We start from the raw sequence: 19,417 nt of genomic DNA, 5'->3' as shown, positions 1-19,417 counted from the left end.
AGCCACTGCTATGGTGTATATTTACTTTACACTTAGCGTTGTCTTACCACATGTCTTCTATAAACGTTTTTAAAGCCGGGGCTTTGTCGCTGGCACTTTTCTCGGCTGTTTCCTGCACCCAACTAGCTCCCGAATCAAGTATAGTTCCTCTTGAAACCGGGGTATCGCTGCGCCTGGCCGAGTACCGAAAGCTGATGCTAGGCAATATCAACTATAACCTGCACTTAACTATACCGGGTAAAAGAGAACAGCTCATTACTGCCTCAGAGGTTATCACTTTTTCGCTAAATAAAAACAACCAATCCCTACAGATAGACTTTAAAGAGCAACCGGCTAACCTGAAAACTATAAAAGTGAATGGTAAAAATACGCCTATTACATTCGAGAAAGAACATATCCTAATAGATAAAAAATACATGCGCAAAGGTGAGAATAAGATCGAGATTGGCTTTATAGCAGGCAACCTGTCGCTGAACCGAAACGATGATTACCTGTACACCTTGCTGGTACCTGACAGAGCCCGCACTGTTTTCCCGGTGTTTGACCAGCCCGACCTTAAAGCTACCTTTACCTTAACCCTGAATGTACCCCAGGACTGGAAAGCCGTTGCCAATGCCCCGCTACAAAATAAAACAACAGAAGGCGACCGCAGCATCTATAGTTTCCAGGAGTCTGATAAAGTAAGCACGTACCTTTTCTCATTTGTGGCTGGTGATTTTGAGCAGATCAGCAGAACAGAGGCAGGCAGGCCCATGCACTTTTACCACCGCGAAACCGACAGCAGCAAACTAAAGCTAAGCACCGATCCGATCTTTAAGATACACGCCGATGCACTGGCATTTATGGAGGAGTATACCCAGATTCCATATCCATTCAAGAAGTTTGACTTTATCGCTATCCCCGATTTTCAGTATGGCGGCATGGAGCACGTGGGTGCTATTGATTACAAAGCATCTACCCTGTTCCTGGATGAAGGCGCTACGAAAGACCAACGCGTATCGCGCTCAAACCTGATAGCCCACGAAACGGCACATATGTGGTTCGGTGACCTGGTAACCATGCGCTGGTTTAACGATGTATGGATGAAGGAAGTGTTTGCCAACTTTATGGCTGATAAGATCTCGCAGGTAACTATGGCCGACGCTAACTATGACCTGAAGTTTTTGCTGGACCATTTTCCTGCGGCTTATAGTATAGATCGCACGGCAGGTGCCAACCCTATACGCCAGCAACTCGATAACCTGCAGGATGCCGGCACACTTTACGGCAACATTATTTACCACAAGGCCCCCATTATGATGCGCCAGTTAGAGCGGCTGATGGGCGAAACGGCTTTTAAAGACGGCCTGCGAGAATACCTGAAAACCTATGCCAATGGCAACGCCACCTGGCCACAGTTAATTGAAATACTGGATAAACGCACGCCTATAGATCTGCAGGCCTGGAACAAAGTATGGGTTGATGAAGCAGGCAGGCCCAAGTTCAGTTACCAGCTAAAAACCGATGGCAACAGAATTACCCAGTTCAGCATTGCTCAGAAAGGCGAAGACGGCTCTGACAGACTATGGCCACAGTATTTTGAAGTTGCCCTGGTGTACCCGGATCGCATAGAAGAATTGACCGTGAACATGGACAAACAGGAAGTTATACTTGAGAAAGCAATCGGGATGGCGAAACCTGAGTATGTACTGTTTAACTCTTCGGGGCAGGGCTACGGGCAGTTTCCGGTAGATGAAAATAACCTGGAGGCAATTCCGAAACTGAAAGACCCGGTGATGCGCGCAGCGGCCTACATTAACCTGTATGAGGATATGCTGAGTGGCGAGGGAATCAAACCAAACCTGTTGCTGGCATTCACACTGCTGGAGTCTGAAAAGGAAACGGAAGAGTTGAACCTGAAACTACTGACCAACTATACGAGCGATATTTTCTGGAAATTTCTTAGTCCGGAAGTAAGAACCAAGATGGCTCCAGCTTTTGAGCAGAAGCTTTGGAAGAACATAGAAAAACAAAAAGCACCAAACGCCAAAAAACTGCTTTTTAAAATCTACCAGGATATCGCCCTTACCCCGGAAGCTACCAAACGCCTGTACCAGGTATGGCAAACACAGAAAGCACCGGAAGGCATAAAGCTAACAGAAGACGATTATACCTCGCTGGCCTTGGCACTTGCCCTGAGAGAATACCCAAAAGGAAATACGATTCTTGATGAGCAGCTCAAACGTATTACCAACCCCGACCGTCAAAAAAGATTGCAGTTTATGATGCCTGCCCTATCAGCGGATGTACAGGTGCGTGATGCTTTTTTTGCTTCGCTAAGCCAGGAGCAGAACCGTGAGAAAGAGGCCTGGGTCGCATCAGCCCTTAGTTACCTGCACCACCCACTACGTGCTAACACATCAGAAAAATACTTGAAGCAAAGTCTGGACTTACTGGAGGAAATACAGCTGACCGGCGATATTTTCTTCCCGACAAACTGGCTAAATGCAACATTCGGCTCTTACCATACACCAGCAGCAGCAACTATAGTTCGTACATTTTTACAGGAACATCCAAACTATAACCCGAAGCTGCGCGGTAAAATACTACAGGCTACCGATAACCTGTTTCGGGCTGAGAAGCTTGCCAAGTGAGTTAGAAAGGTAGAAGTTAGAAAGTTAGAAAGTTAGAAGGTCAAAAAGTCCCTTCTCCCTGGGGAGAAGGTTAGGATGAGGGGCACATCAGCTGAACTTAAAACCACAGGCTAAAGTTATGTGCCAAACCAGAACCTAATGACCAATCTTTTATTCAGAAGACAATTAAGAAGAGACTCTACTTCAGCGGAAGTTATTCTATGGCAAGCTCTTCGTAACAGGCAGGTAAAGGGACGTAAGTTCAGACGACAGCACACTATAGGTAAGTATATTGTAGACTTCTTTTGCTTTGAAGAAAAACTGATTATTGAACTTGATGGTCAGAGTCATCAAAATTTAGGGACAGAATATGCAGATATACTTCGGGATGAATGGTTACGACAACAGGGGTTTAGAGTATTAAGATTTGAGAATAGTGAGGTATATACTCAATTGCAGAGAGTAGTTTGGGCGATAGAGAATGAATTTGGTAACTCTGGAAGTATTACCTTCTAAGCTTGTTCACCTGTATTTTCACCTCATCCTAACCTTCTCCTCAAGGAGAAGGGACTTGGGCTATTGCAACAATGCAGATTAATACGTTTAGCAACAGAACAAGCCAGTACAAAACAAAAGCGGCTGCAAGTATAAACCTGCAGCCGCTTTTGTTTTATAGTATAGCCTTTGGGCTAAATTACATATCCAACACGATCGCGAAAATGAGTGGGGCAACTATAGTTGCATCCGATTCGATCATGTATTTTGGTGTATTCTTACCTAATTTACCCCAGGTAATTTTTTCGTTTGGCACAGCACCAGAATAAGAACCATAGCTGGTAGTAGAGTCAGATATCTGTGCAAAGTAGCCCCACAGCGGAACACCTGTACGCTGAAGATCCTGGTGCAGCATTGGCACTACGCATATTGGGAAATCGCCGGCTATACCACCACCAATCTGGAAGAAACCTATAGTTGACTCTTCTTTCGCATTCTGAGTATACCAGTCAGCCAGATAAATCATGTACTGGATACCAGTTTTCATGGTATGCACATTTTTGATGTCGCCGGCAATTACGTGGCCTGCATAAATGTTACCTAACGTTGAATCTTCCCAGCCCGGGCAGATGATAGGCAGGTTCTTTTTAGCAGCTTCCAGCATCCAGCTGTTTTTCGGGTCTATCTGGTAATACTGCTCCAGGTCGCCTGATAACAGTATCTGGTAAAAGAACTCATGTGGGAAGTATGATTTGCCTTCCTGGTCAGCTTTCTCCCAGAACTTAAGTACCGTATGCTCTAAACGGCGCATCGCCTCTTCTTCCGGAATACAGGTATCAGTTACGCGGTTCATGTGGCGCTCCAGCAGGGCTTCCTCATCAGCCGCAGAAAGTTCGCGGTAATGCGGCACGCGCTCGTAGTAATCGTGGGCTACCAGGTTAAAGATATCTTCCTCCAGGTTGGCGCCAGTACACGAAATAGCATGCACTTTGTCCTGACGGATCATCTCTGCAAGTATAATCCCCATCTCAGCTGTAGACATAGCGCCAGCCAGCGTGATCATCATTTTGCCACCGTTGTTCAGGTGGGTTTTATAGCCTTCGGCAGCGTCTATCACAGAGGCTGCGTTAAAATGTTTGTAGTGTTTCTTTAAGAATTCTGATACGTTCATAGTTTGGAGCATAAAGCCTAACAACCCAACGAGCTGTTTCGGGTGGCAAGTTAAGACATATTTCGTTATTTATTAATCGTTATTCGTTGATCGGAGCTATAAGGTTAACTATGAACAAAGTATAAACCTTACAAGCTTAACCCCATTCGGATCAAAGGAACGAAGTTACACACCCCTACCCCTCTCAAGAGGGGAATTTCTAATAATTACAGCAGCTTAAGTTAAGGTTCCAAAGTTGCTGTTATCAATCCATCCTTATTTAAATCAGGGATTCTTAGCCAGATTTATAGTTCGGATGATAGTTTTATAGTTATACCTTTTTAACTTCCAAACTTTCTAACTCCGCAACTCTCTAACTCCAAAACTTATTTGGCCGGCTTTTCGATGATCAGGTTATGGTTGGTATAGATGCAGATATCGGCGGCAATGTTCAGAGCTTCGCGCACCATTTCTTCGGCTGATAAGTGCGGGGCATGTTTCTGCAGGGCAAGTGCGGCCGCGTGCGCGTACATACTTCCCGAACCGATAGCTGCAATCTGGTGGTCTGGTTCCAGCACGTCGCCGGTACCTGAAATAATCAGCAGCTCATCTTTGTTGGCAACCACCATCATGGCTTCCAGTTTGCGCAGGTACTGGTCTTTGCGCCAGTCTTTAGCTAGTTCTATGGCGGCGCGTTTCATGTTGTGCTGGTAGGCATTCAGCTTTTCTTCAAAACGCTCCAATAAGGTAAAGGCATCGGCGGTAGAGCCGGCAAAACCTGTTACTACTTTTCCGTCCAGCAGCTTACGTATTTTTTTAACGTTGCTTTTGGCAATGTGCTTGTCCATGGTGGCCTGGCCGTCGGCGCCCAGGGCTACTTCGCCGTTGTGGTAAATGCCTAAAACGGTAGTCGATCTTATCTTGGTCATGTGTTCCTGAATTGAATGTTAGTGTTCGCAGCTATAGTTTATACTTTGCCACGGTATGTTTGTAAAACTACGGCATCTTCAAACAAAAAGCCAATCGTATAGTTTGCGCCAAATTGTCGGTAAAAATTCTAAAAGTGCATGCAACCATTTGGGCAGTTCAGGTATCTATAAAACAGAATATATAAAAAAGTATATCTTTTAAAGGTAAATTTACGTTAGCCTCATAAAGTGTGATAGAACTAAAGCATTACCCGCTCCATAAATAGTATAGATTAGTTTGTATAATAAAAGCCGCCCTGCTGGAGCGGCTTTTATTTTTGGTCCTGCTACCAGCTACTTGCAGTATAACTATAGGATTGCCTATATTTAGCTTACCAGCTTAGGTAAATTTTTAAAGGCAACACTAACGCGTATACTCCCGGCATATGAAACAACAGGACCTGGCTTCGCTGCAAATGTACCCGCTTGGCGATGCAGCTGTTGTGCTCCAGTTCGGCGACACGATAGCTACCGAAACACACAACCTGGTGCGAAGTTTTGCAACTTACCTGCAACTGCATCCTTTCCGGGGCCTGATCGAGTTTGTGCCTGCTTTTACCACCGTTACCGTTTATTATAACCCCTGGATATTGGCAGAACAGGACACCCTGAGCCCCTACGAAAGAATACAGGTACTGATGCTGGATATGCTCCGACATCTGAAAAAGGAAAGCCAGGTTTATACTTCGCGCGAGGTAAATATACCAGTATGTTATGGAGGCAAGTTTGGTCCTGACCTGGCGTATGTAGCCAACCATAACCACCTTACTCCGGAAGAAGTGATTGCCATACATACCAGCGGCAGCTACCAGGTATATATGATCGGTTTTGCACCTGGTTTTCCGTACCTGGGTGGCCTGGATGAACGGATTGCTGCTCCCCGCAAAAAGACGCCGCGTGCCGTTATACCAGCAGGGTCCGTGGGTATTGCCGGCAGGCAAACAGGTATCTACCCTATCCAGACGCCCGGCGGTTGGCAGCTGATAGGCTGCACACCGCTAGCACTTTTTAACCCAAACCGAAAGCAGCCCAGTTTGCTGCAGGCCGGCGATACCGTAAAATTTGTAGCCATTACCCCGGACGAGTTTAAGCAGCGAAAGGAACTGCATGTCCATTAAAATTCTGAAACCGGGCCTGCTAAGCACTATCCAGGATGAGGGCAGGTATGGTTACCAAAAGGATGGGATGGTGGTGAGCGGCGCCATGGATAAAATTGCGCTGCGAATAGCCAACCTGCTGGTAGGCAACGCGCCACATTCCGCTGCCTTAGAAATAACCTTGCTTGGCCCCCAACTATACTTTGACGCAGATCATCTGATAGCAGTAACCGGAGCAAACCTATCGCCAACTATAGACGGGCAACCGATAAAACTATGGCGCCCAACCTTAGTAAAAAAAGGAGCTATACTTGCTTTTGGGACGCCTGTACTTGGTTGCCGTAGTTATGTAGCCATTGCCGGTGGCTATGCTGTTCCGGAGGTATTGGGGAGTTTTGCAACGTATCTGCGTGCCGGTATCGGGGGGTATAAAGGCAGGGCGTTGCAGGCCGATGATATTTTGAATGTCAACGAACCTGATGCGCGCCTAACAACCTATTGGCGGGAACTGGAGCTACCAGAGAGAACCGGAAACTATAACCAGGCCACCTGGTCCCCTGCCCCTGAACTTTACCCTACCTATGAGGAAAACCCAACTATAAGAGCTGTAAAAGGCCCCGAATACGAACTATTTGCAGAGAGCGACCTGACACACTTCCGGACAGAAAAATACCTGGTTAAATCTGAATCGGACCGGATGGGCTATCGCTTGCAGGGCTCTCCGCTTTCCCTAACCGAACCGAAAGAATTACTTTCCAGTGCAGTTACGTTTGGCACCGTGCAAGTCCCCCCCCAAGGGCAACCTATCGTGCTTATGGCCGACCACCAGACCACTGGCGGCTATCCGCGTGTGGCGCAGGTTATCACAGCCGATTTGCCGAAGCTGGCGCAGGTACAGCCTGGAAAATATATTACATTTGAAGAAGTTACTTTGGAAAAAGCACAGCAACTATACATGCAACAGGAACAAAAATTAGAACAGCTGGAATGGGCCTTACAGATAAAAATGAAACTATAAATGCGATGCAACTTACCGTAGACCTGAACTGCGATATGGGCGAAAGCTTTGGTGCTTACACCCTTGGCAACGATGCGGCTATACTTCCCTATGTTACTTCAGCCAATATAGCCTGCGGGTACCATGCCGGCGACCCTGCTGTAATGCGGAAAACGGTTGAACTGGCGTTGCTTCATAAGGTAGCCATAGGCGCTCACCCGGGCTTACCAGACCTTGCAGGCTTTGGCCGCCGCGAAATGACCATATCTGCACAAGAGGCTTTTGACATGACCGTGTACCAGGTCGGGGCTCTCAATGGATTTGTAACTGCAGCAGGCGCATCTCTTCATCATGTAAAACCGCACGGGGCACTCTACAACATGGCAGCTGTAAATGCTGGATTGGCCGAAGCTATAGCAGAGGCAGTTTACAAGGTATGCCCGGATGCCGTGTTGTATGGCCTGGCTGGCAGCGAAATGATAAAAGCCGGTAAAAGGCTGGGCTTAAAAACTGCCAACGAAGTATTTGCTGACCGAACTTACCAGCCCGATGGCACTCTTACCTCCCGCCGTTTACCAAATGCCATGCTTACCAACCACGAAGATGCTATAAAACAAGTAGTACGAATGGTGAAAGAGGGAAAAGTTCTATCGCAGCAGGGCACCGATGTAATTATACAGGCTGATACCATTTGCATACACGGCGATGGCCCGCATGCCCTGGAATTTGCCCGGTACATCAGGCAGGTACTTGAAAACGAACGTATTAACGTAGCGCCAACCTATAGTTTATGAAACAACCCCGCAACTGGAGCGTGCTGCTGGGCGCTGCGTTCCTGATGGCAACCTCTGCAGTTGGTCCCGGCTTTCTTACCCAGACCACTGTCTTTACGCAATCGCTGGCTGCCAGCTTTGGTTTTGTCATCCTTACCTCTATTGTCCTGGATATTGGTGTGCAGCTGAATGTATGGCGGGTAATTGCCGTTTCAGAAAAACGTGCCCAGGACATTGCCAATGCAATACTGCCGGGGCTTGGGTTATTCATCGCTATACTTATCGTGCTGGGTGGGCTGGCGTTTAATATCGGCAATGTGGGCGGTGCAGGGCTGGGTTTTAATGTGTTGTTCGGTATTTCAACGGAGGCAGGCGCTGTGCTTTCGGCAGGTATAGCTATCGGTATTTTCCTGGTAAAAGAAGCCGGCAAAGTTATGGACCGTTTTGCGCAAGGTATGGGTCTGCTTATGATCCTGCTGATCGTTTACGTGGCTGTTACGTCCTCGCCACCAGTTGGCGAAGCCCTACACCGCACCTTTGTTCCGAAAAAGATAGACATAATTGCCATTGTAACATTGGTGGGCGGCACGGTTGGGGGTTACATTACGTTTGCAGGTGGCCACCGCCTGCTGGATGCCGGTATAAAAGGGAAAGCTGCCCTGCTGGAGGTAACAACCAGTGCAGTATCAGGTATTACCATCGCTTCTGTAATCCGTATTTTCTTGTTTCTGGCTGCGCTGGGCGTTATCAGTAAAGGGCTGTTGCTGGACGAAAGCAACCCGCCGGCTTCCGTTTTTCAGCTGGCTGCAGGCAATGTGGGCTATAAGTTATTTGGTATCGTTATGTTCTCAGCAGCTATAACTTCTATAGTTGGCTCGGCTTATACTTCAGTATCTTTTATAAAATCGTTTAACAGCACCATTGCCAGGTACGAAAACTGGGTGATCATCCTCTTCATAGTTATCTCCACCCTTATTTTTGTAACGATAGGCAAACCGGTGCACCTGCTTATACTTGCCGGCTCGCTTAATGGCCTTATTCTGCCGGTTACGTTAGGTACCATACTTTTGGCAGCGCATAACCGAAAAATCATCGGGGATTACCGCCACCCGCTTTGGCTCACTGTTTTCGGGGCGTTGGTAGTGCTGGTGATGGCCTGGATGGGCGGTTATACGTTACTTCAGCAGCTGCCGGAATTATTCAGGTAAGCTATAGTTGCCGGGAAGTCTGGGCAGAAAAAACGTTTTACTTTTTTGTACATATCTGTAACTATAGTTGGCAGCCGGCGTGTATATTTTCGGGCTGAAGGCGGCAGGTAAAGTATGTTTGGCTCGTTTTATGCATCTGTAAGCCAAAGCAACTATGAGAAACCACATGAAACGCTACTTTCTGACACTGTTAGGCCTTATACTTTCTTTGAGCAGCTTTGCACAGAGCTTTAATGTACTGGCCTATGAGCCCGGCAAAAAACTGACCTGGCAGGATTTTAAAGGCCGGCCCAAACCATCTGACGCACATAAAGGCGCCGAAATTACGGTAAGCATCTTTTTAAAGGTAAAGGAAACCAGCTTTTGGTCCGGGGGCGTAACTTACGATGCGTATGCCGTGGCTTTTAAGGATGAGTCGTGGGTAAAGCCTGCTTACCGCGATGATTACTCCTTAAAACATGAGCAGCTACACTTCGACATTGCCCACCTGTATGCCGAGACCCTGGAAATAGAACTGAATAGCTTGGACAGAAAAACGCTGAAACAAAAAGACCAGGTAGAAAAGATGCTGCAGGATAAAATAGCGCTGATGCAGGCCCACCAGGACCGCTATGACCGCGAAACCTATGGCGGAAACAACTATGCTAAGCAAAAGAAATGGAGTAACAAGATCGCGAAAGCACTTAAGATTATAAATACCGAAGCTGAAGTATAAAAGCTATAGTTTACAAACAGAAAAGCCTCTCCTACCCCGGAGAGGTTTTTTTATCCTTTGCAACTGCTACGAACTATCTTAATACAACCGTTACACTCAAATTCCCGAGTAGTATTTTACATATCGCCGGACTTAGCAGATTGCTTCTCGGCTTTTTCGCGGGCTTTTATAGATTTTTGCTCGAGCTTGTATGTTTTTTTGGCCGCATTAGCAGCATCCGTGTTGCGTTTATGCGCCTCTTTTGCAGCTTTATATTTATCCTGGGCCAGTTTTAACTCTCGTTCTGCTTCTTTTAGCGCCGATTTGGTTACTTCTGTTGAAGCACTTCGCACCTGAAATAACGAGTCGGCCAGATGAAGGCGGCGCGCATCTTCGTCAGCTCTCGAGTTGGTTGATTGTGCCATAGCCGGAAAACTGCCAATAAGCACCAACAGCAAAATGAGTATTGTAGGTATGTATAACTTTTTCATAGTATATTATACGCAAACCGAATGCATTGAGCCACAATATGTTACAAACCATAAAATACTACATACGTTCAGTCGCTACGGGGTACTACATGCGCCCAAAAATTTGAGGGATCCCAGACACCCGTGGCTACTTTTCAGGAAGCATGATAATTACTGTTAACCATAAAACAAAAAGCCTCTCCATTTCCGGAGAGGCTTTCTTGTAGTTTATAGTTTGATGCGATCTACACCAGTATTCTAACAGGGTTCTCCAGCAGGTTCTTAAATGTCTGCAGGAAAGCTGAACCTACAGCACCATCCACTACGCGGTGATCGCATGATAAAGTAACTTTCATTACGTTGCCGATACGGATCTCTCCATCGCGAACTACAGGTGTCTGCTTAATACCACCTACTGCCATAATGCACGCATCCGGTGGGTTGATGATAGCAGTAAACTCTTCGATGCCAAACATGCCCAGGTTAGAGATGGTAAATGTGTTACCTTCCCAGTCTGATGGCTGTAGTTTCTTGCTCTTCGCTTTACCACCCAGGTCTTTTACCTCGGCAGCTATAGTTGACAGCGACTTATAGTCTGCATTGCGCACAACCGGTACCAGCAGGCCTTCTTCAACCGCTACGGCTACACCAATGTTAATGTGCTTGTTGTAACGGATCTTATCGCCTAACCATGATGAGTTAACCGCAGGGTGCTGACGAAGCGCAGCAGCTGCCGCTTTAATTACCAGGTCATTGAACGATACCTTAACCGGAGAAACTTCATTGATTGAAACACGCGCTTCCATGGCCTTGTCCATGTCAATTTCCATGGTCAGGTAGAAGTGCGGTGCAGAGAATTTGCTTTCGGCCAGACGGCGGGCAATTACCTTTCGCATCTGCGATACAGCTACTTCCTCAAACTCCTCGCCTGGTGCGCCCGGTATAGTTGTAGTAGGTGCAGTAGCAGGTTTTGCAGCCGGAGCCTGTTGTGGTGCAGGTGCAGCGCCTGGTTTAAAGTTTTCGATGTCGCGTTGCACAATGCGGCCACCTTCGCCGGTACCTTTTACCTGCGCCAGATTTATGCCTTTGTCCTGCGCCATTTTCTTAGCCAACGGCGATGCTTTAATGCGGCCACCTTCGGCAGTAGTACCTTCAGCAGTAGTTTCGCCTGAGGCAGGCACTTTGGTCTCTTCTACTTTATCAGCAGTTACAGCACCTGTGCTGGCATCTATGGCTGCATCTGTCTGTTGGTTTTCCTGGCGCTCCTGCTTGTTGGCAGTGCTGCCACCCTCTAATAAAGCTTTATAGTCAGCACCTTCTTCACCTATAATGGCAATAACAGCATCAATAGCAACAGAATCACCGGCATTTACGCCCGTGTAAAGCAGGGTACCATCTTCGTAAGACTCCAGCTCCATCGTAGCCTTATCAGTCTCAACTTCGGCCAGCACATCACCAGACTTCACTTTATCGCCAACTTTTTTCAGCCAGCTAACCAGTACGCCTTCCGTCATGGTATCGCTCATTTTCGGCATTCTGATAGCAGTTGCCTTAATGTTGCTGGTATCTACAGTGGTTTTAGCGGCCGGCGCTTCTGCTTTGGCAGGAGCAGCAGGTTGTGCTTCTTCTTTCTTTTCTTCTTTCGGAGCTTCTGTATTGGCAGTTTCAGCGGGCTGAGCGCTTCCGCCTGCTTCGTTCAATAAGCCCGAAATGTCTTCGCCTTCTTTACCGATAATGGCTATTACAGCATCAATAGGTACAGCTTCGCCTTTTTTTGGGCCGATGTAAAGCAGTGTGCCATCGTTGTACGACTCCAGCTCCATAGTTGCTTTGTCGGTCTCTACTTCAGCCAGCACATCGCCGGAACTAACTTTATCTCCTACGTTTACCAGCCAAGATGCAATAACCCCTTCGGTCATTGTGTCACTCATCTTTGGCATTCTTATTACTTCAGCCATATTTCTCGTATCGTTTTGCGCCCAAAGCTGGGCATCTTATAATCCGCCCAAAATTAGATTTAAAAATATTTTATTCAAACTATACTACCTAATTTGTTCGTGAGTGCCTGGTGCAGCCAGGTCAGGCAGTTTAGCCACATGCAGGTGGGCGGTGTCGCAGTAGCTTTTAACAGTAAACATGCTGCCTGTGTAATCGAGCTGATACAAACACAGGTTGCGGTGCTCGAACTGGTCCATGCAGCGGAGCGGGTACCTTAATAATTGGCACAGCAAAATGCGCATGGCCCGGCCGTGCATACAAATAAGTATGGTTTCTTCTTCCGGGCGGCTCAGTATAGTCTGGATTACGGACTTTTGGCGCTCGGCCACCAAGTCCGGACTTTCGCCGCCTTCTATACAAACATGGGTTTCGCCATCGCACCAGGTCTGTAGTATGTTGTGATAATAGGCATCTTCTTCGGGGGTAATTCTGGTTCCTTCGCGGGTTCCCCAGTTTATCTCGTTCAGGCCGGCATGGGTTTCATGGGGGATGCCCAGGTCCAGGAAGCCCTGCACCGACTGTATGCTGCGCTGCAACGTAGAGGTATAAACTTTATCGAAAGGTATGTGTTTATAGTGCTGGAAGAACAGGCTGGCCTGGCGCTGGCCTTCGTCATTTAGCTGCGAGTTTACGCCGCTGCCCTGCACAATGCACTGCACGTTATAATCTGTTTGCCCGTGGCGGATAAGGTATACTTTTTTGATACTCAAAATTCTTCTACTTTTGCTTTTTAGGACTTTTCAACCGCGAAAATAGCCATCGCAGCCCATGGATAAAAATAATAGTACGTTAGCGCTCGTAAAGGAGTGGAATAAAAATACCATGGTGGAGCACCTGGGCATTGAAGTAACCGAAGTAGGCGAAGGTTTTTTATCCGGCAAAATGCCCGTCGATTTCCGGACGCACCAACCTATGGGCCTGCTGCATGGCGGCGCATCGGTAGTGCTGGCCGAAACACTGGCAAGTATAGGTGCTGCCCTGCAGGTAGACCTGTCTACAAAAGCCTGTGTAGGACTGGAGATAAATGCCAACCACATACGCGGCGTAAAAGAAGGCTGGGTTTATGGTAAAGCCACTGTGTTGCACAATGGCCGCAGCACACAGGTATGGGAAACCAAGATAACCAACGAAGCCGGCGACCTGGTATGCATCAGTCGCATGACAGTAGCTGTTATTGACAAGAAAGGTTAGTTGTTGGTTTTTGGCTGTTCGTTGTCCGCATTTTTAACTTTAGTTATCCGTTTTGCAATAACTGATAACTGTTATTTGATAATTGACTAAATGGGTGCAGATACCCCTACATATACTTTAAATCAGGTTATAGTTGCGGCGCTGGCATTAGGCTTTCCCGTAGCTGCCTGGCGATTACCTTTAACTTCCGAAACACTGGTTTACATTTCGTTTGACGAGGCACAGACAGTAACGCAACCCCACCTCGAAAACAGTGCTCCAGGTTTTCTTTTCAGCCCGTTTATAGTTGGCGAGCAGGTTCCTGTTTTCATAAAAGCTGCTATCGTTTATAGTTCCGAAAGCCGTTTAATTACTTTTGATGCGACTGTAACAGAAGCGCAAAAGCAGCAATTTATAGTTGCCCTGGAAACATCGCAACCTGTACACTATAGCTGGCACCAGCACGCGTCAGAAACAATTCATCAGCAAACAGAAACCGGTTTTAAAAGTGCCGTTGCCGAAGCTGTAAAAAGTATAAATGCAGGCCAGATGGAGAAAGTAGTGCTTTCGCGCACTGCTGCCAAACCATTGCCTGCTGCTTTCGATGTGGTTGCTGCCTATAGTTTTATTCTGGATACTTATCCAAGAGCTTTTGTGTCGCTGGTTTCGGTGCCTGAAGTTGGAACATGGCTGGGCGCTTCGCCTGAGATTTTAGTAACTATAGATCCACAGAAAATATTCAGGACGGTAGCACTGGCCGGAACACAACCTGCCATAGATGGCGAACCGGTTGGAAATGCGATCTGGCGGCAAAAGGAGATTGAAGAACAAGGCATGGTGGAGCGCTACATTCTGAGCTGCTTTAAAAAGCTGCGCCTGCGCGAGTACACCGAAGTTGGCCCTAGAACTATAGTTGCCGGAAACCTGATGCACCTGAGAACCGATTTCAGCGTGGATCTGAAAGAAGTGGACTTCCCTACCTTAGGTACTGATATGCTGGAGTTGCTGCACCCGACCTCGGCTGTCTGCGGATTACCAAAAGAACCGGCGCTACAGTTTATAAAGGCTCATGAAGGCTATAACCGTAGTTACTACAGCGGCTATTTAGGTCCGGTTAATTCCGAAGAAGGCACCCATTTGTACGTAAACCTGCGCTGCATGCAGTTGCTCCAAAATGAAGCCATACTTTACGCCGGCGCCGGCATTACCGGAGAATCTGACGCCGAAAAAGAGTGGCAGGAAACCCAACACAAAATGCAGACGATGGGTAAAGTCCTGTCGGAATTTTAAATGAGAGAAATTGCTAAATTGTTGATAGTTTAATTGCTACATATTTGTCATTTCGAGCTTTAGCGAGAAATCTGAAGTACTGGTGGTAGGTTCGCTCCTATCGTCGAGATGAAAACAGAATTTCTAAACAATCAACAATCTAACAATCAATAATTTAACAAGTAACCCGTGATATTACAGCCAGTTGTTAATATAGCCGAGATTTGTGCCCGCAAAGGCGTGGAAAATGTGGTATTGTCGCCGGGCTCGCGTTGTGCGCCTTTAACCATTGCATTTGCCCGTCACCCGAAGCTAAAGGTGCGCACAGTGAGCGATGAGCGCGCAGCCGCTTTTATTGCCTTGGGCATGGCCTTAACAACCGGAAAATCAACTGTACTTGTCTGCACATCGGGCACAGCTGCCTTAAACTATGCGCCTGCCGTGGCCGAAGCCTTTTTTCAGCAGGTGCCGTTGCTTGTACTTACCGCCGACCGCCCACCCGAGTGGATTGACCAGCTGGACGGGCAAACCATCCGCCAGCAAAACGTGTTCGGCCAGCACATAAAACAGAGCTATACTTTCCCCGCAGATTTTTCGCATAAAGACAGCGTGTGGCACAGCGAGCGCATTGTTTCTGAAGCGCTGAATGAAACGATGGCCTACCCTGCCGGGCCGGTACATATCAACATCCCGCTGCGCGAACCCTTCTACCCGGCTCCCGGCGAAGAATTAGCATTTGATGCAGGCGTAAAAATTATTGAAGAAGAGCTACCAGACTATAGTTTGAGTGCTACGCAAATACAGCAACTGCAGCAGGAGATCAGCAACTATAACCGCATACTTATAGTTGCCGGTCAGCAAAACCATACTTCCGGACTACAGCCAGTATTGCAGCAGTTTGCCCAAAGAAGTAGTGCCGTTGTAGTTAGCGACCTGATCGCGAATCTGCATGAATTACCGCAAACTATCCGCCACCAGGACGCTACACTCGCCTGCCCTGACCCTGAGAAGTTAGCGAAACTGCAACCAGACCTGCTCATCACGTTTGGCAAATCCATTATCTCCAAAGCCCTGAAACTATACCTGCGCAAGTATAAGCCCAAAGCGCACTGGCACATACAACCTGCCGGCCAGGTAGCAGATACCTATCAGTCGCTTTCACGCATTATCCGTTGCACCCCGGAGGCTTTTTTTAAAGCAATAGAAGCTACCTCAAATACCAACTATAGTTCTGCATGGGCTAATATAGAAAATAAAGCAGCGTCGTTTTTAAAGCACTATACCTCGGAAGCTGAGTTCAGCGAGATGTCTGCTATAGCAAAAGTATTACAGCACCTGCCCAGCCAGAGTAACCTACATGTAGCAAACAGCATGGCCGTGCGCTACGCCAACATTATCGGGCTTGCTGCCGGAAAAAACATAGAAGTATACGCCAACCGCGGCACCAGCGGCATCGATGGTAGCAACAGTACTACGGTGGGTTGCGCCCTTACAAGCCCCAACATTACCACCCTGGTTACCGGCGATATGGCCTTCTTCTACGACCGTAACGGGCTGTGGCATAATTACCTACCACACAACCTGCGCATCGTAATTCTAAATAACCACGCAGGAGGAATTTTCCGGTTGATAGATGGCCCCAAACAGCAACCTGAGCTGGAAGATTTTTTCGAGACAAAACAAGCGTTAGATGCGGCCAACACTGCCCGGGATTTTGGAATGAGCTATACCGCCTGCCTTAGTTTAACAGAGGTTGAGAAGGCATTACCTGTTTTTTTTGCTGAAGATGCCGGAGCAGGTATTTTAGAGATTTTTACAAACAGTAAAGCCAATGCAGCTGCCTTTGCCAACTATAAACAGGCCTTGTTAAAAGCGTTATAGGTTTAAAGGTAAATTAATCCAATTACCCTCAGCGCTATGCTCACTTCTTCGAACTCTCGTTCTCGGTAGTCTAAGGCGGGGATTTTTTTACCTCACCCTAGCCCTCTCCTACAAGGAGAGGGAGTAACACCCCTGCCCCTCTCAAGAGGGGAATTGCTGCATTTGCTATAGTTTGCTTTATAGTTTCATAGTTGAAGTTAGTCATCCCCCTACCCCCTTCAAAGGGGGACTCTCTGCCTTTGCTATAGTTGGATTTATGGTTTTATAGTTAGAGTCCACGATCGGACAGGTCGCGACCTGTCCCTACGAAACTATAGTTAAGATCAATTTCGAAGCGAGCAAGTTTAAACTATAGATACAGGTAACTATGCGAAAGATCGCAGTCTTTGGGTTGAGCGCCTTTGACTTGTTGCGGTGGCGTGAGCCAATCCGAGGCACGAGGATAGCAAGAAGGCAGCAGCGCGATGCCCGAAGACGGGGCCTCCCGGCCGTGAGGGAGCCAAAGCTCAATTGGAACTATAGGCAAGTAAAGCTCCCAGGATTAGAGGAAGTATGAAAGGATAGCTTAGTTCAAGTAATAAAAGATCGGACTACAGGACACATAAGACTCCTTCGTCTTCGCTCGGAATGACAAAGTAAGAACTATAAATTATCTCAACTATAAATACCCCTAGTACCTAAACAACCTTCTTTAACAGATATCACTTCCATAACCTGTCCGAAAATCCTATAAAAACGTTTAAATAATTATAAATCAATTTGTTTCATAAAATACTTTAGCCATGAACTTAACACACGACATGCATCGCGTTGAGCATTGGGCTGATACCCACCACCCCATCTGGCTCGACTTTATTAGAATAGGATTAGGTATATTCCTGCTGATGAAAGGGATTATGTTTGTACAAAATACAGATGCCCTGTTCAGTATTATGCAGAAAAGCCAGTTTCCGTGGGTATCGATTGGGTTGGCACATTATGTGGCTTTTGCGCACCTGGTGGGCGGCTTATTTATTGCCATTGGCCTGATTACGCGGGTGGCCATCCTGTTCCAGATCCCGATATTGCTGGGCGCCGTTTTCTTTATTAACCCCGAACACGGCTTTTATTCTGAGAACACCGAGCTTTGGTCTTCCATCATTGTGCTGATCGTGCTGATCGCTTTTCTGATTTTTGGTTCCGGCCGTTTCTCTGTCGATCACCTGATTCGCAAACCAAAACGCGACTGGCTGTATTAAGTTAAAGAGTTTGGGAATTAGATAGTTTAAGAGTTTGTAAATTAGAAAGCAGATTTCTGTAGAGACGCAATATTTTTGCGTCTCTGATTTTGCTTATACTTTAGCCCATCCAACAATCAGCAATTAACAATCAACAATCATAACCCAACATTAAAACCACTTTTTTGCGATTTTGTATAGCGCAACTAGTACATTTGCGTATGTGCTAATGCCTGCAAAATATAAAAGCAATGCCTGAAAATTACCTGCTGCTGAACGGCAAAAAATTCTATTTTGATGAGATAGCGGAATACTCGTTCCGGAACAGCATAGAACTGAACGGTTACGAAGCAAAAACCCTCGAATTTTGCCGCAACTGGCTAAACGGCGTGCAGGAATTCCCGATACAAACATCCGGCTCAACGGGCACGCCCAAAACCATACACCTTACCCGCCAGCAACTGGAGGCCAGTGCCCGCAAAACTATAAAACTACTTAAACTACAGCCCGGCGATACCATGCTGGTGTGCCTTAATACCGAGTATATTGCCGGCATGATGATGCTGGCTCGCGGCTTTATGGCAGAGTTGCAGATGATTATAGTTGAGCCCATCAGTAATCCGCTGAAGCTGGTTCCGGAGGAAATGCTGTTTGATTTTGCCTCGTTTGTGCCCATGCAGCTGCAGAAGATACTACAGGATACTCCCGAAAACACTGCCCGCATAAACCACATGAAAGGCATTTTGATTGGTGGCGCACCTGTAAACTTTACCCTGAAACGCGAACTGCAGCGCTTAACCACCCCTGCCTACCACACCTATGGCATGACGGAAACGGCATCGCATGTAGCCCTCCGGCTGCTAAATGGCCCCAATGCAGCCGACTATTACGATGTACTGGAAAACATCAGGCTTGGGTTTGACAACCGTGGTTGCCTGACCATTCAGGGCGACGTTACAAACAACGAACTTATCGTTACCAACGACCTAGTTGAGCTGCTTACGCCTACCCGCTTCCGCTGGATTGGCCGCGTAGATAATACCATAAACTCTGGGGGCGTAAAAGTGCAGAGCGAAGTAGTGGAAGTAGCTGTTGCCGAAGCCCTGGCTGATCTGGACCCCATGCCTCGATTTTTTGTAACCTCGCAACCCGATGAGCTGCTGGGCGAACATGTAATACTGGTGATGGAAACCGAGCCATTTACCGAGGCCGAAGAAAAAGAACTTAAAAGCCGCATTAAGCCACTACTTAAAAAGTTTGAGCGCCCTAAAAAATACTATTACTGCCCTGCCTTTACCGAAACCGCTACCGGTAAGGTTTCTAAGCAGCGTACGCTCCGCAAACTGGGCCTGGAGGTTATCTAAGTTCTATACTAAACAGTTGCCGCAAGTAAGCGTACTAGCGGGTAAACCAAACAA

17 protein-coding genes are annotated in these 19,417 nt (G+C 47.1%); 12 read left to right on the top strand and 5 right to left on the bottom strand.

The genetic code is table 11. From position 1 onward, the window contains the following. The first annotated feature begins 50 nt into the window (after positions 1–50). Together GWO68_RS16240 and GWO68_RS16235 are read left to right on the top strand one after the other, a co-directional pair. A complete protein-coding gene (locus GWO68_RS16240; RefSeq protein ID WP_162347525.1) occupies positions 51–2,633 on the top strand; it encodes a M1 family metallopeptidase in 2,583 nt (860 codons plus the stop codon). Between the two features lie 138 nt (positions 2,634–2,771). Then, positions 2,772–3,128, top strand: coding sequence for an endonuclease domain-containing protein (locus tag GWO68_RS16235; RefSeq protein ID WP_162347524.1), 357 nt, complete (start codon positions 2,772–2,774; stop codon positions 3,126–3,128). A gap of 178 nt (positions 3,129–3,306) precedes the next feature. Here GWO68_RS16235 and GWO68_RS16230 read toward each other — a convergent pair whose 3' ends face one another. Together GWO68_RS16230 and hslV are read right to left on the bottom strand one after the other, a co-directional pair. Beyond that, complete coding sequence (locus GWO68_RS16230; RefSeq protein ID WP_162347523.1) at positions 3,307–4,278, bottom strand: deoxyhypusine synthase family protein; 972 nt, start codon at positions 4,276–4,278, stop codon at positions 3,307–3,309. A gap of 365 nt (positions 4,279–4,643) precedes the next feature. Next, positions 4,644–5,186, bottom strand: a complete 543-nt coding sequence (gene hslV, locus GWO68_RS16225; protein ID WP_162347522.1) for an ATP-dependent protease subunit HslV — start codon at positions 5,184–5,186, stop codon at positions 4,644–4,646. Positions 5,187–5,611: 425 nt separating this feature from the next. On the opposite strand from hslV, the gene pxpB reads away from it, so the two are divergent. The 5 genes from pxpB (at position 5,612) to GWO68_RS16200 (ending at position 10,015) form a co-directional block, all read left to right on the top strand. Continuing rightward, positions 5,612–6,343 carry a 5-oxoprolinase subunit PxpB gene (pxpB, locus tag GWO68_RS16220; protein WP_162347521.1) on the top strand — a complete coding sequence of 244 codons (732 nt, stop codon included), beginning with the start codon at positions 5,612–5,614 and terminating at the stop codon, positions 6,341–6,343. Next, positions 6,333–7,340: a 5-oxoprolinase subunit C family protein gene (locus GWO68_RS16215; protein WP_162347520.1), complete on the top strand. Its 1,008-nt coding sequence runs from the start codon at positions 6,333–6,335 to the stop codon at positions 7,338–7,340. The genes pxpB and GWO68_RS16215 overlap by 11 nt, the downstream gene beginning before the upstream one ends. Continuing rightward, entirely contained in the window at positions 7,310–8,113 is an 804-nt protein-coding gene (locus GWO68_RS16210) for a LamB/YcsF family protein (RefSeq protein WP_317164540.1), read from the top strand. Before GWO68_RS16215 ends, GWO68_RS16210 begins: the two co-directional genes overlap by 31 nt. Continuing rightward, entirely contained in the window at positions 8,110–9,300 is a 1,191-nt protein-coding gene (locus GWO68_RS16205) for an NRAMP family divalent metal transporter (RefSeq protein ID WP_162347519.1), read from the top strand. The genes GWO68_RS16210 and GWO68_RS16205 overlap by 4 nt, the downstream gene beginning before the upstream one ends. Positions 9,301–9,466: 166 nt before the next feature. Continuing rightward, complete coding sequence (locus tag GWO68_RS16200; RefSeq protein ID WP_162347518.1) at positions 9,467–10,015, top strand: DUF922 domain-containing protein; 549 nt, start codon at positions 9,467–9,469, stop codon at positions 10,013–10,015. A gap of 116 nt (positions 10,016–10,131) precedes the next feature. Here GWO68_RS16200 and GWO68_RS16195 read toward each other — a convergent pair whose 3' ends face one another. The 3 genes from GWO68_RS16195 to GWO68_RS16185 form a co-directional block, all read right to left on the bottom strand. Continuing rightward, positions 10,132–10,485 carry a hypothetical protein gene (locus GWO68_RS16195; protein ID WP_162347517.1) on the bottom strand — a complete coding sequence of 118 codons (354 nt, stop codon included), beginning with the start codon at positions 10,483–10,485 and terminating at the stop codon, positions 10,132–10,134. Between the two features lie 224 nt (positions 10,486–10,709). Then, positions 10,710–12,422: a pyruvate dehydrogenase complex dihydrolipoamide acetyltransferase gene (locus GWO68_RS16190; protein WP_162347516.1), complete on the bottom strand. Its 1,713-nt coding sequence runs from the start codon at positions 12,420–12,422 to the stop codon at positions 10,710–10,712. Positions 12,423–12,506: 84 nt separating this feature from the next. Then, a complete protein-coding gene (locus GWO68_RS16185) occupies positions 12,507–13,172 on the bottom strand; it encodes a histidine phosphatase family protein (protein ID WP_162347515.1) in 666 nt (221 codons plus the stop codon). Between the two features lie 58 nt (positions 13,173–13,230). Between GWO68_RS16185 and GWO68_RS16180 the strand changes: the two genes are divergently transcribed. The 5 genes from GWO68_RS16180 (at position 13,231) to GWO68_RS16160 (ending at position 19,363) form a co-directional block, all read left to right on the top strand. Further along, the gene (locus GWO68_RS16180; RefSeq protein WP_162347514.1) at positions 13,231–13,653 is read left to right on the top strand and encodes a hotdog fold thioesterase; all 423 of its coding nucleotides are present in this window, start codon (positions 13,231–13,233) and stop codon (positions 13,651–13,653) included. Between the two features lie 90 nt (positions 13,654–13,743). Further along, entirely contained in the window at positions 13,744–14,922 is a 1,179-nt protein-coding gene (locus tag GWO68_RS16175; RefSeq protein WP_162347513.1) for a chorismate-binding protein, read from the top strand. 168 nt (positions 14,923–15,090) lie between these two features. Then, on the top strand, positions 15,091–16,782 hold the full coding sequence (gene menD / locus GWO68_RS16170; RefSeq protein WP_162347512.1) for a 2-succinyl-5-enolpyruvyl-6-hydroxy-3-cyclohexene-1-carboxylic-acid synthase: 1,692 nt from the start codon (positions 15,091–15,093) through the stop codon (positions 16,780–16,782). Positions 16,783–17,564: 782 nt separating this feature from the next. Beyond that, entirely contained in the window at positions 17,565–18,020 is a 456-nt protein-coding gene (locus GWO68_RS16165) for a DoxX family protein (RefSeq protein WP_202923790.1), read from the top strand. A gap of 230 nt (positions 18,021–18,250) precedes the next feature. Continuing rightward, on the top strand, positions 18,251–19,363 hold the full coding sequence (locus GWO68_RS16160) for an AMP-binding protein (RefSeq protein WP_162347511.1): 1,113 nt from the start codon (positions 18,251–18,253) through the stop codon (positions 19,361–19,363). Positions 19,364–19,417: the final 54 nt, after the last annotated feature.

Source organism: Pontibacter fetidus (genome assembly GCF_010119545.1).
Classification (GTDB): Bacteria; Bacteroidota; Bacteroidia; order Cytophagales; family Hymenobacteraceae; genus Pontibacter; species Pontibacter fetidus.
This window is presented reverse-complemented; position numbering and strand designations above follow the sequence as displayed.

What these genes read in the sequence shown, in the direction of transcription:
- GWO68_RS16240 (WP_162347525.1), top strand. Translation starts at nt 51, where the DNA reads ATGTCTTCTATAAACGTTTTTAAAGCCGGGGCTTTGTCGCTGGCACTT.
- GWO68_RS16235 (WP_162347524.1), top strand. Translation starts at nt 2,772, where the DNA reads ATGACCAATCTTTTATTCAGAAGACAATTAAGAAGAGACTCTACTTCA.
- GWO68_RS16230 (WP_162347523.1), bottom strand. Translation starts at nt 4,278, where the DNA reads ATGAACGTATCAGAATTCTTAAAGAAACACTACAAACATTTTAACGCA.
- hslV (WP_162347522.1), bottom strand. Translation starts at nt 5,186, where the DNA reads ATGACCAAGATAAGATCGACTACCGTTTTAGGCATTTACCACAACGGC.
- pxpB (WP_162347521.1), top strand. Translation starts at nt 5,612, where the DNA reads ATGAAACAACAGGACCTGGCTTCGCTGCAAATGTACCCGCTTGGCGAT.
- GWO68_RS16215 (WP_162347520.1), top strand. Translation starts at nt 6,333, where the DNA reads ATGTCCATTAAAATTCTGAAACCGGGCCTGCTAAGCACTATCCAGGAT.
- GWO68_RS16210 (WP_317164540.1), top strand. Translation starts at nt 7,310, where the DNA reads ATGGGCCTTACAGATAAAAATGAAACTATAAATGCGATGCAACTTACC.
- GWO68_RS16205 (WP_162347519.1), top strand. Translation starts at nt 8,110, where the DNA reads ATGAAACAACCCCGCAACTGGAGCGTGCTGCTGGGCGCTGCGTTCCTG.
- GWO68_RS16200 (WP_162347518.1), top strand. Translation starts at nt 9,467, where the DNA reads ATGAAACGCTACTTTCTGACACTGTTAGGCCTTATACTTTCTTTGAGC.
- GWO68_RS16195 (WP_162347517.1), bottom strand. Translation starts at nt 10,485, where the DNA reads ATGAAAAAGTTATACATACCTACAATACTCATTTTGCTGTTGGTGCTT.
- GWO68_RS16190 (WP_162347516.1), bottom strand. Translation starts at nt 12,422, where the DNA reads ATGGCTGAAGTAATAAGAATGCCAAAGATGAGTGACACAATGACCGAA.
- GWO68_RS16180 (WP_162347514.1), top strand. Translation starts at nt 13,231, where the DNA reads ATGGATAAAAATAATAGTACGTTAGCGCTCGTAAAGGAGTGGAATAAA.
- GWO68_RS16175 (WP_162347513.1), top strand. Translation starts at nt 13,744, where the DNA reads ATGGGTGCAGATACCCCTACATATACTTTAAATCAGGTTATAGTTGCG.
- GWO68_RS16165 (WP_202923790.1), top strand. Translation starts at nt 17,565, where the DNA reads ATGAACTTAACACACGACATGCATCGCGTTGAGCATTGGGCTGATACC.
- GWO68_RS16160 (WP_162347511.1), top strand. Translation starts at nt 18,251, where the DNA reads ATGCCTGAAAATTACCTGCTGCTGAACGGCAAAAAATTCTATTTTGAT.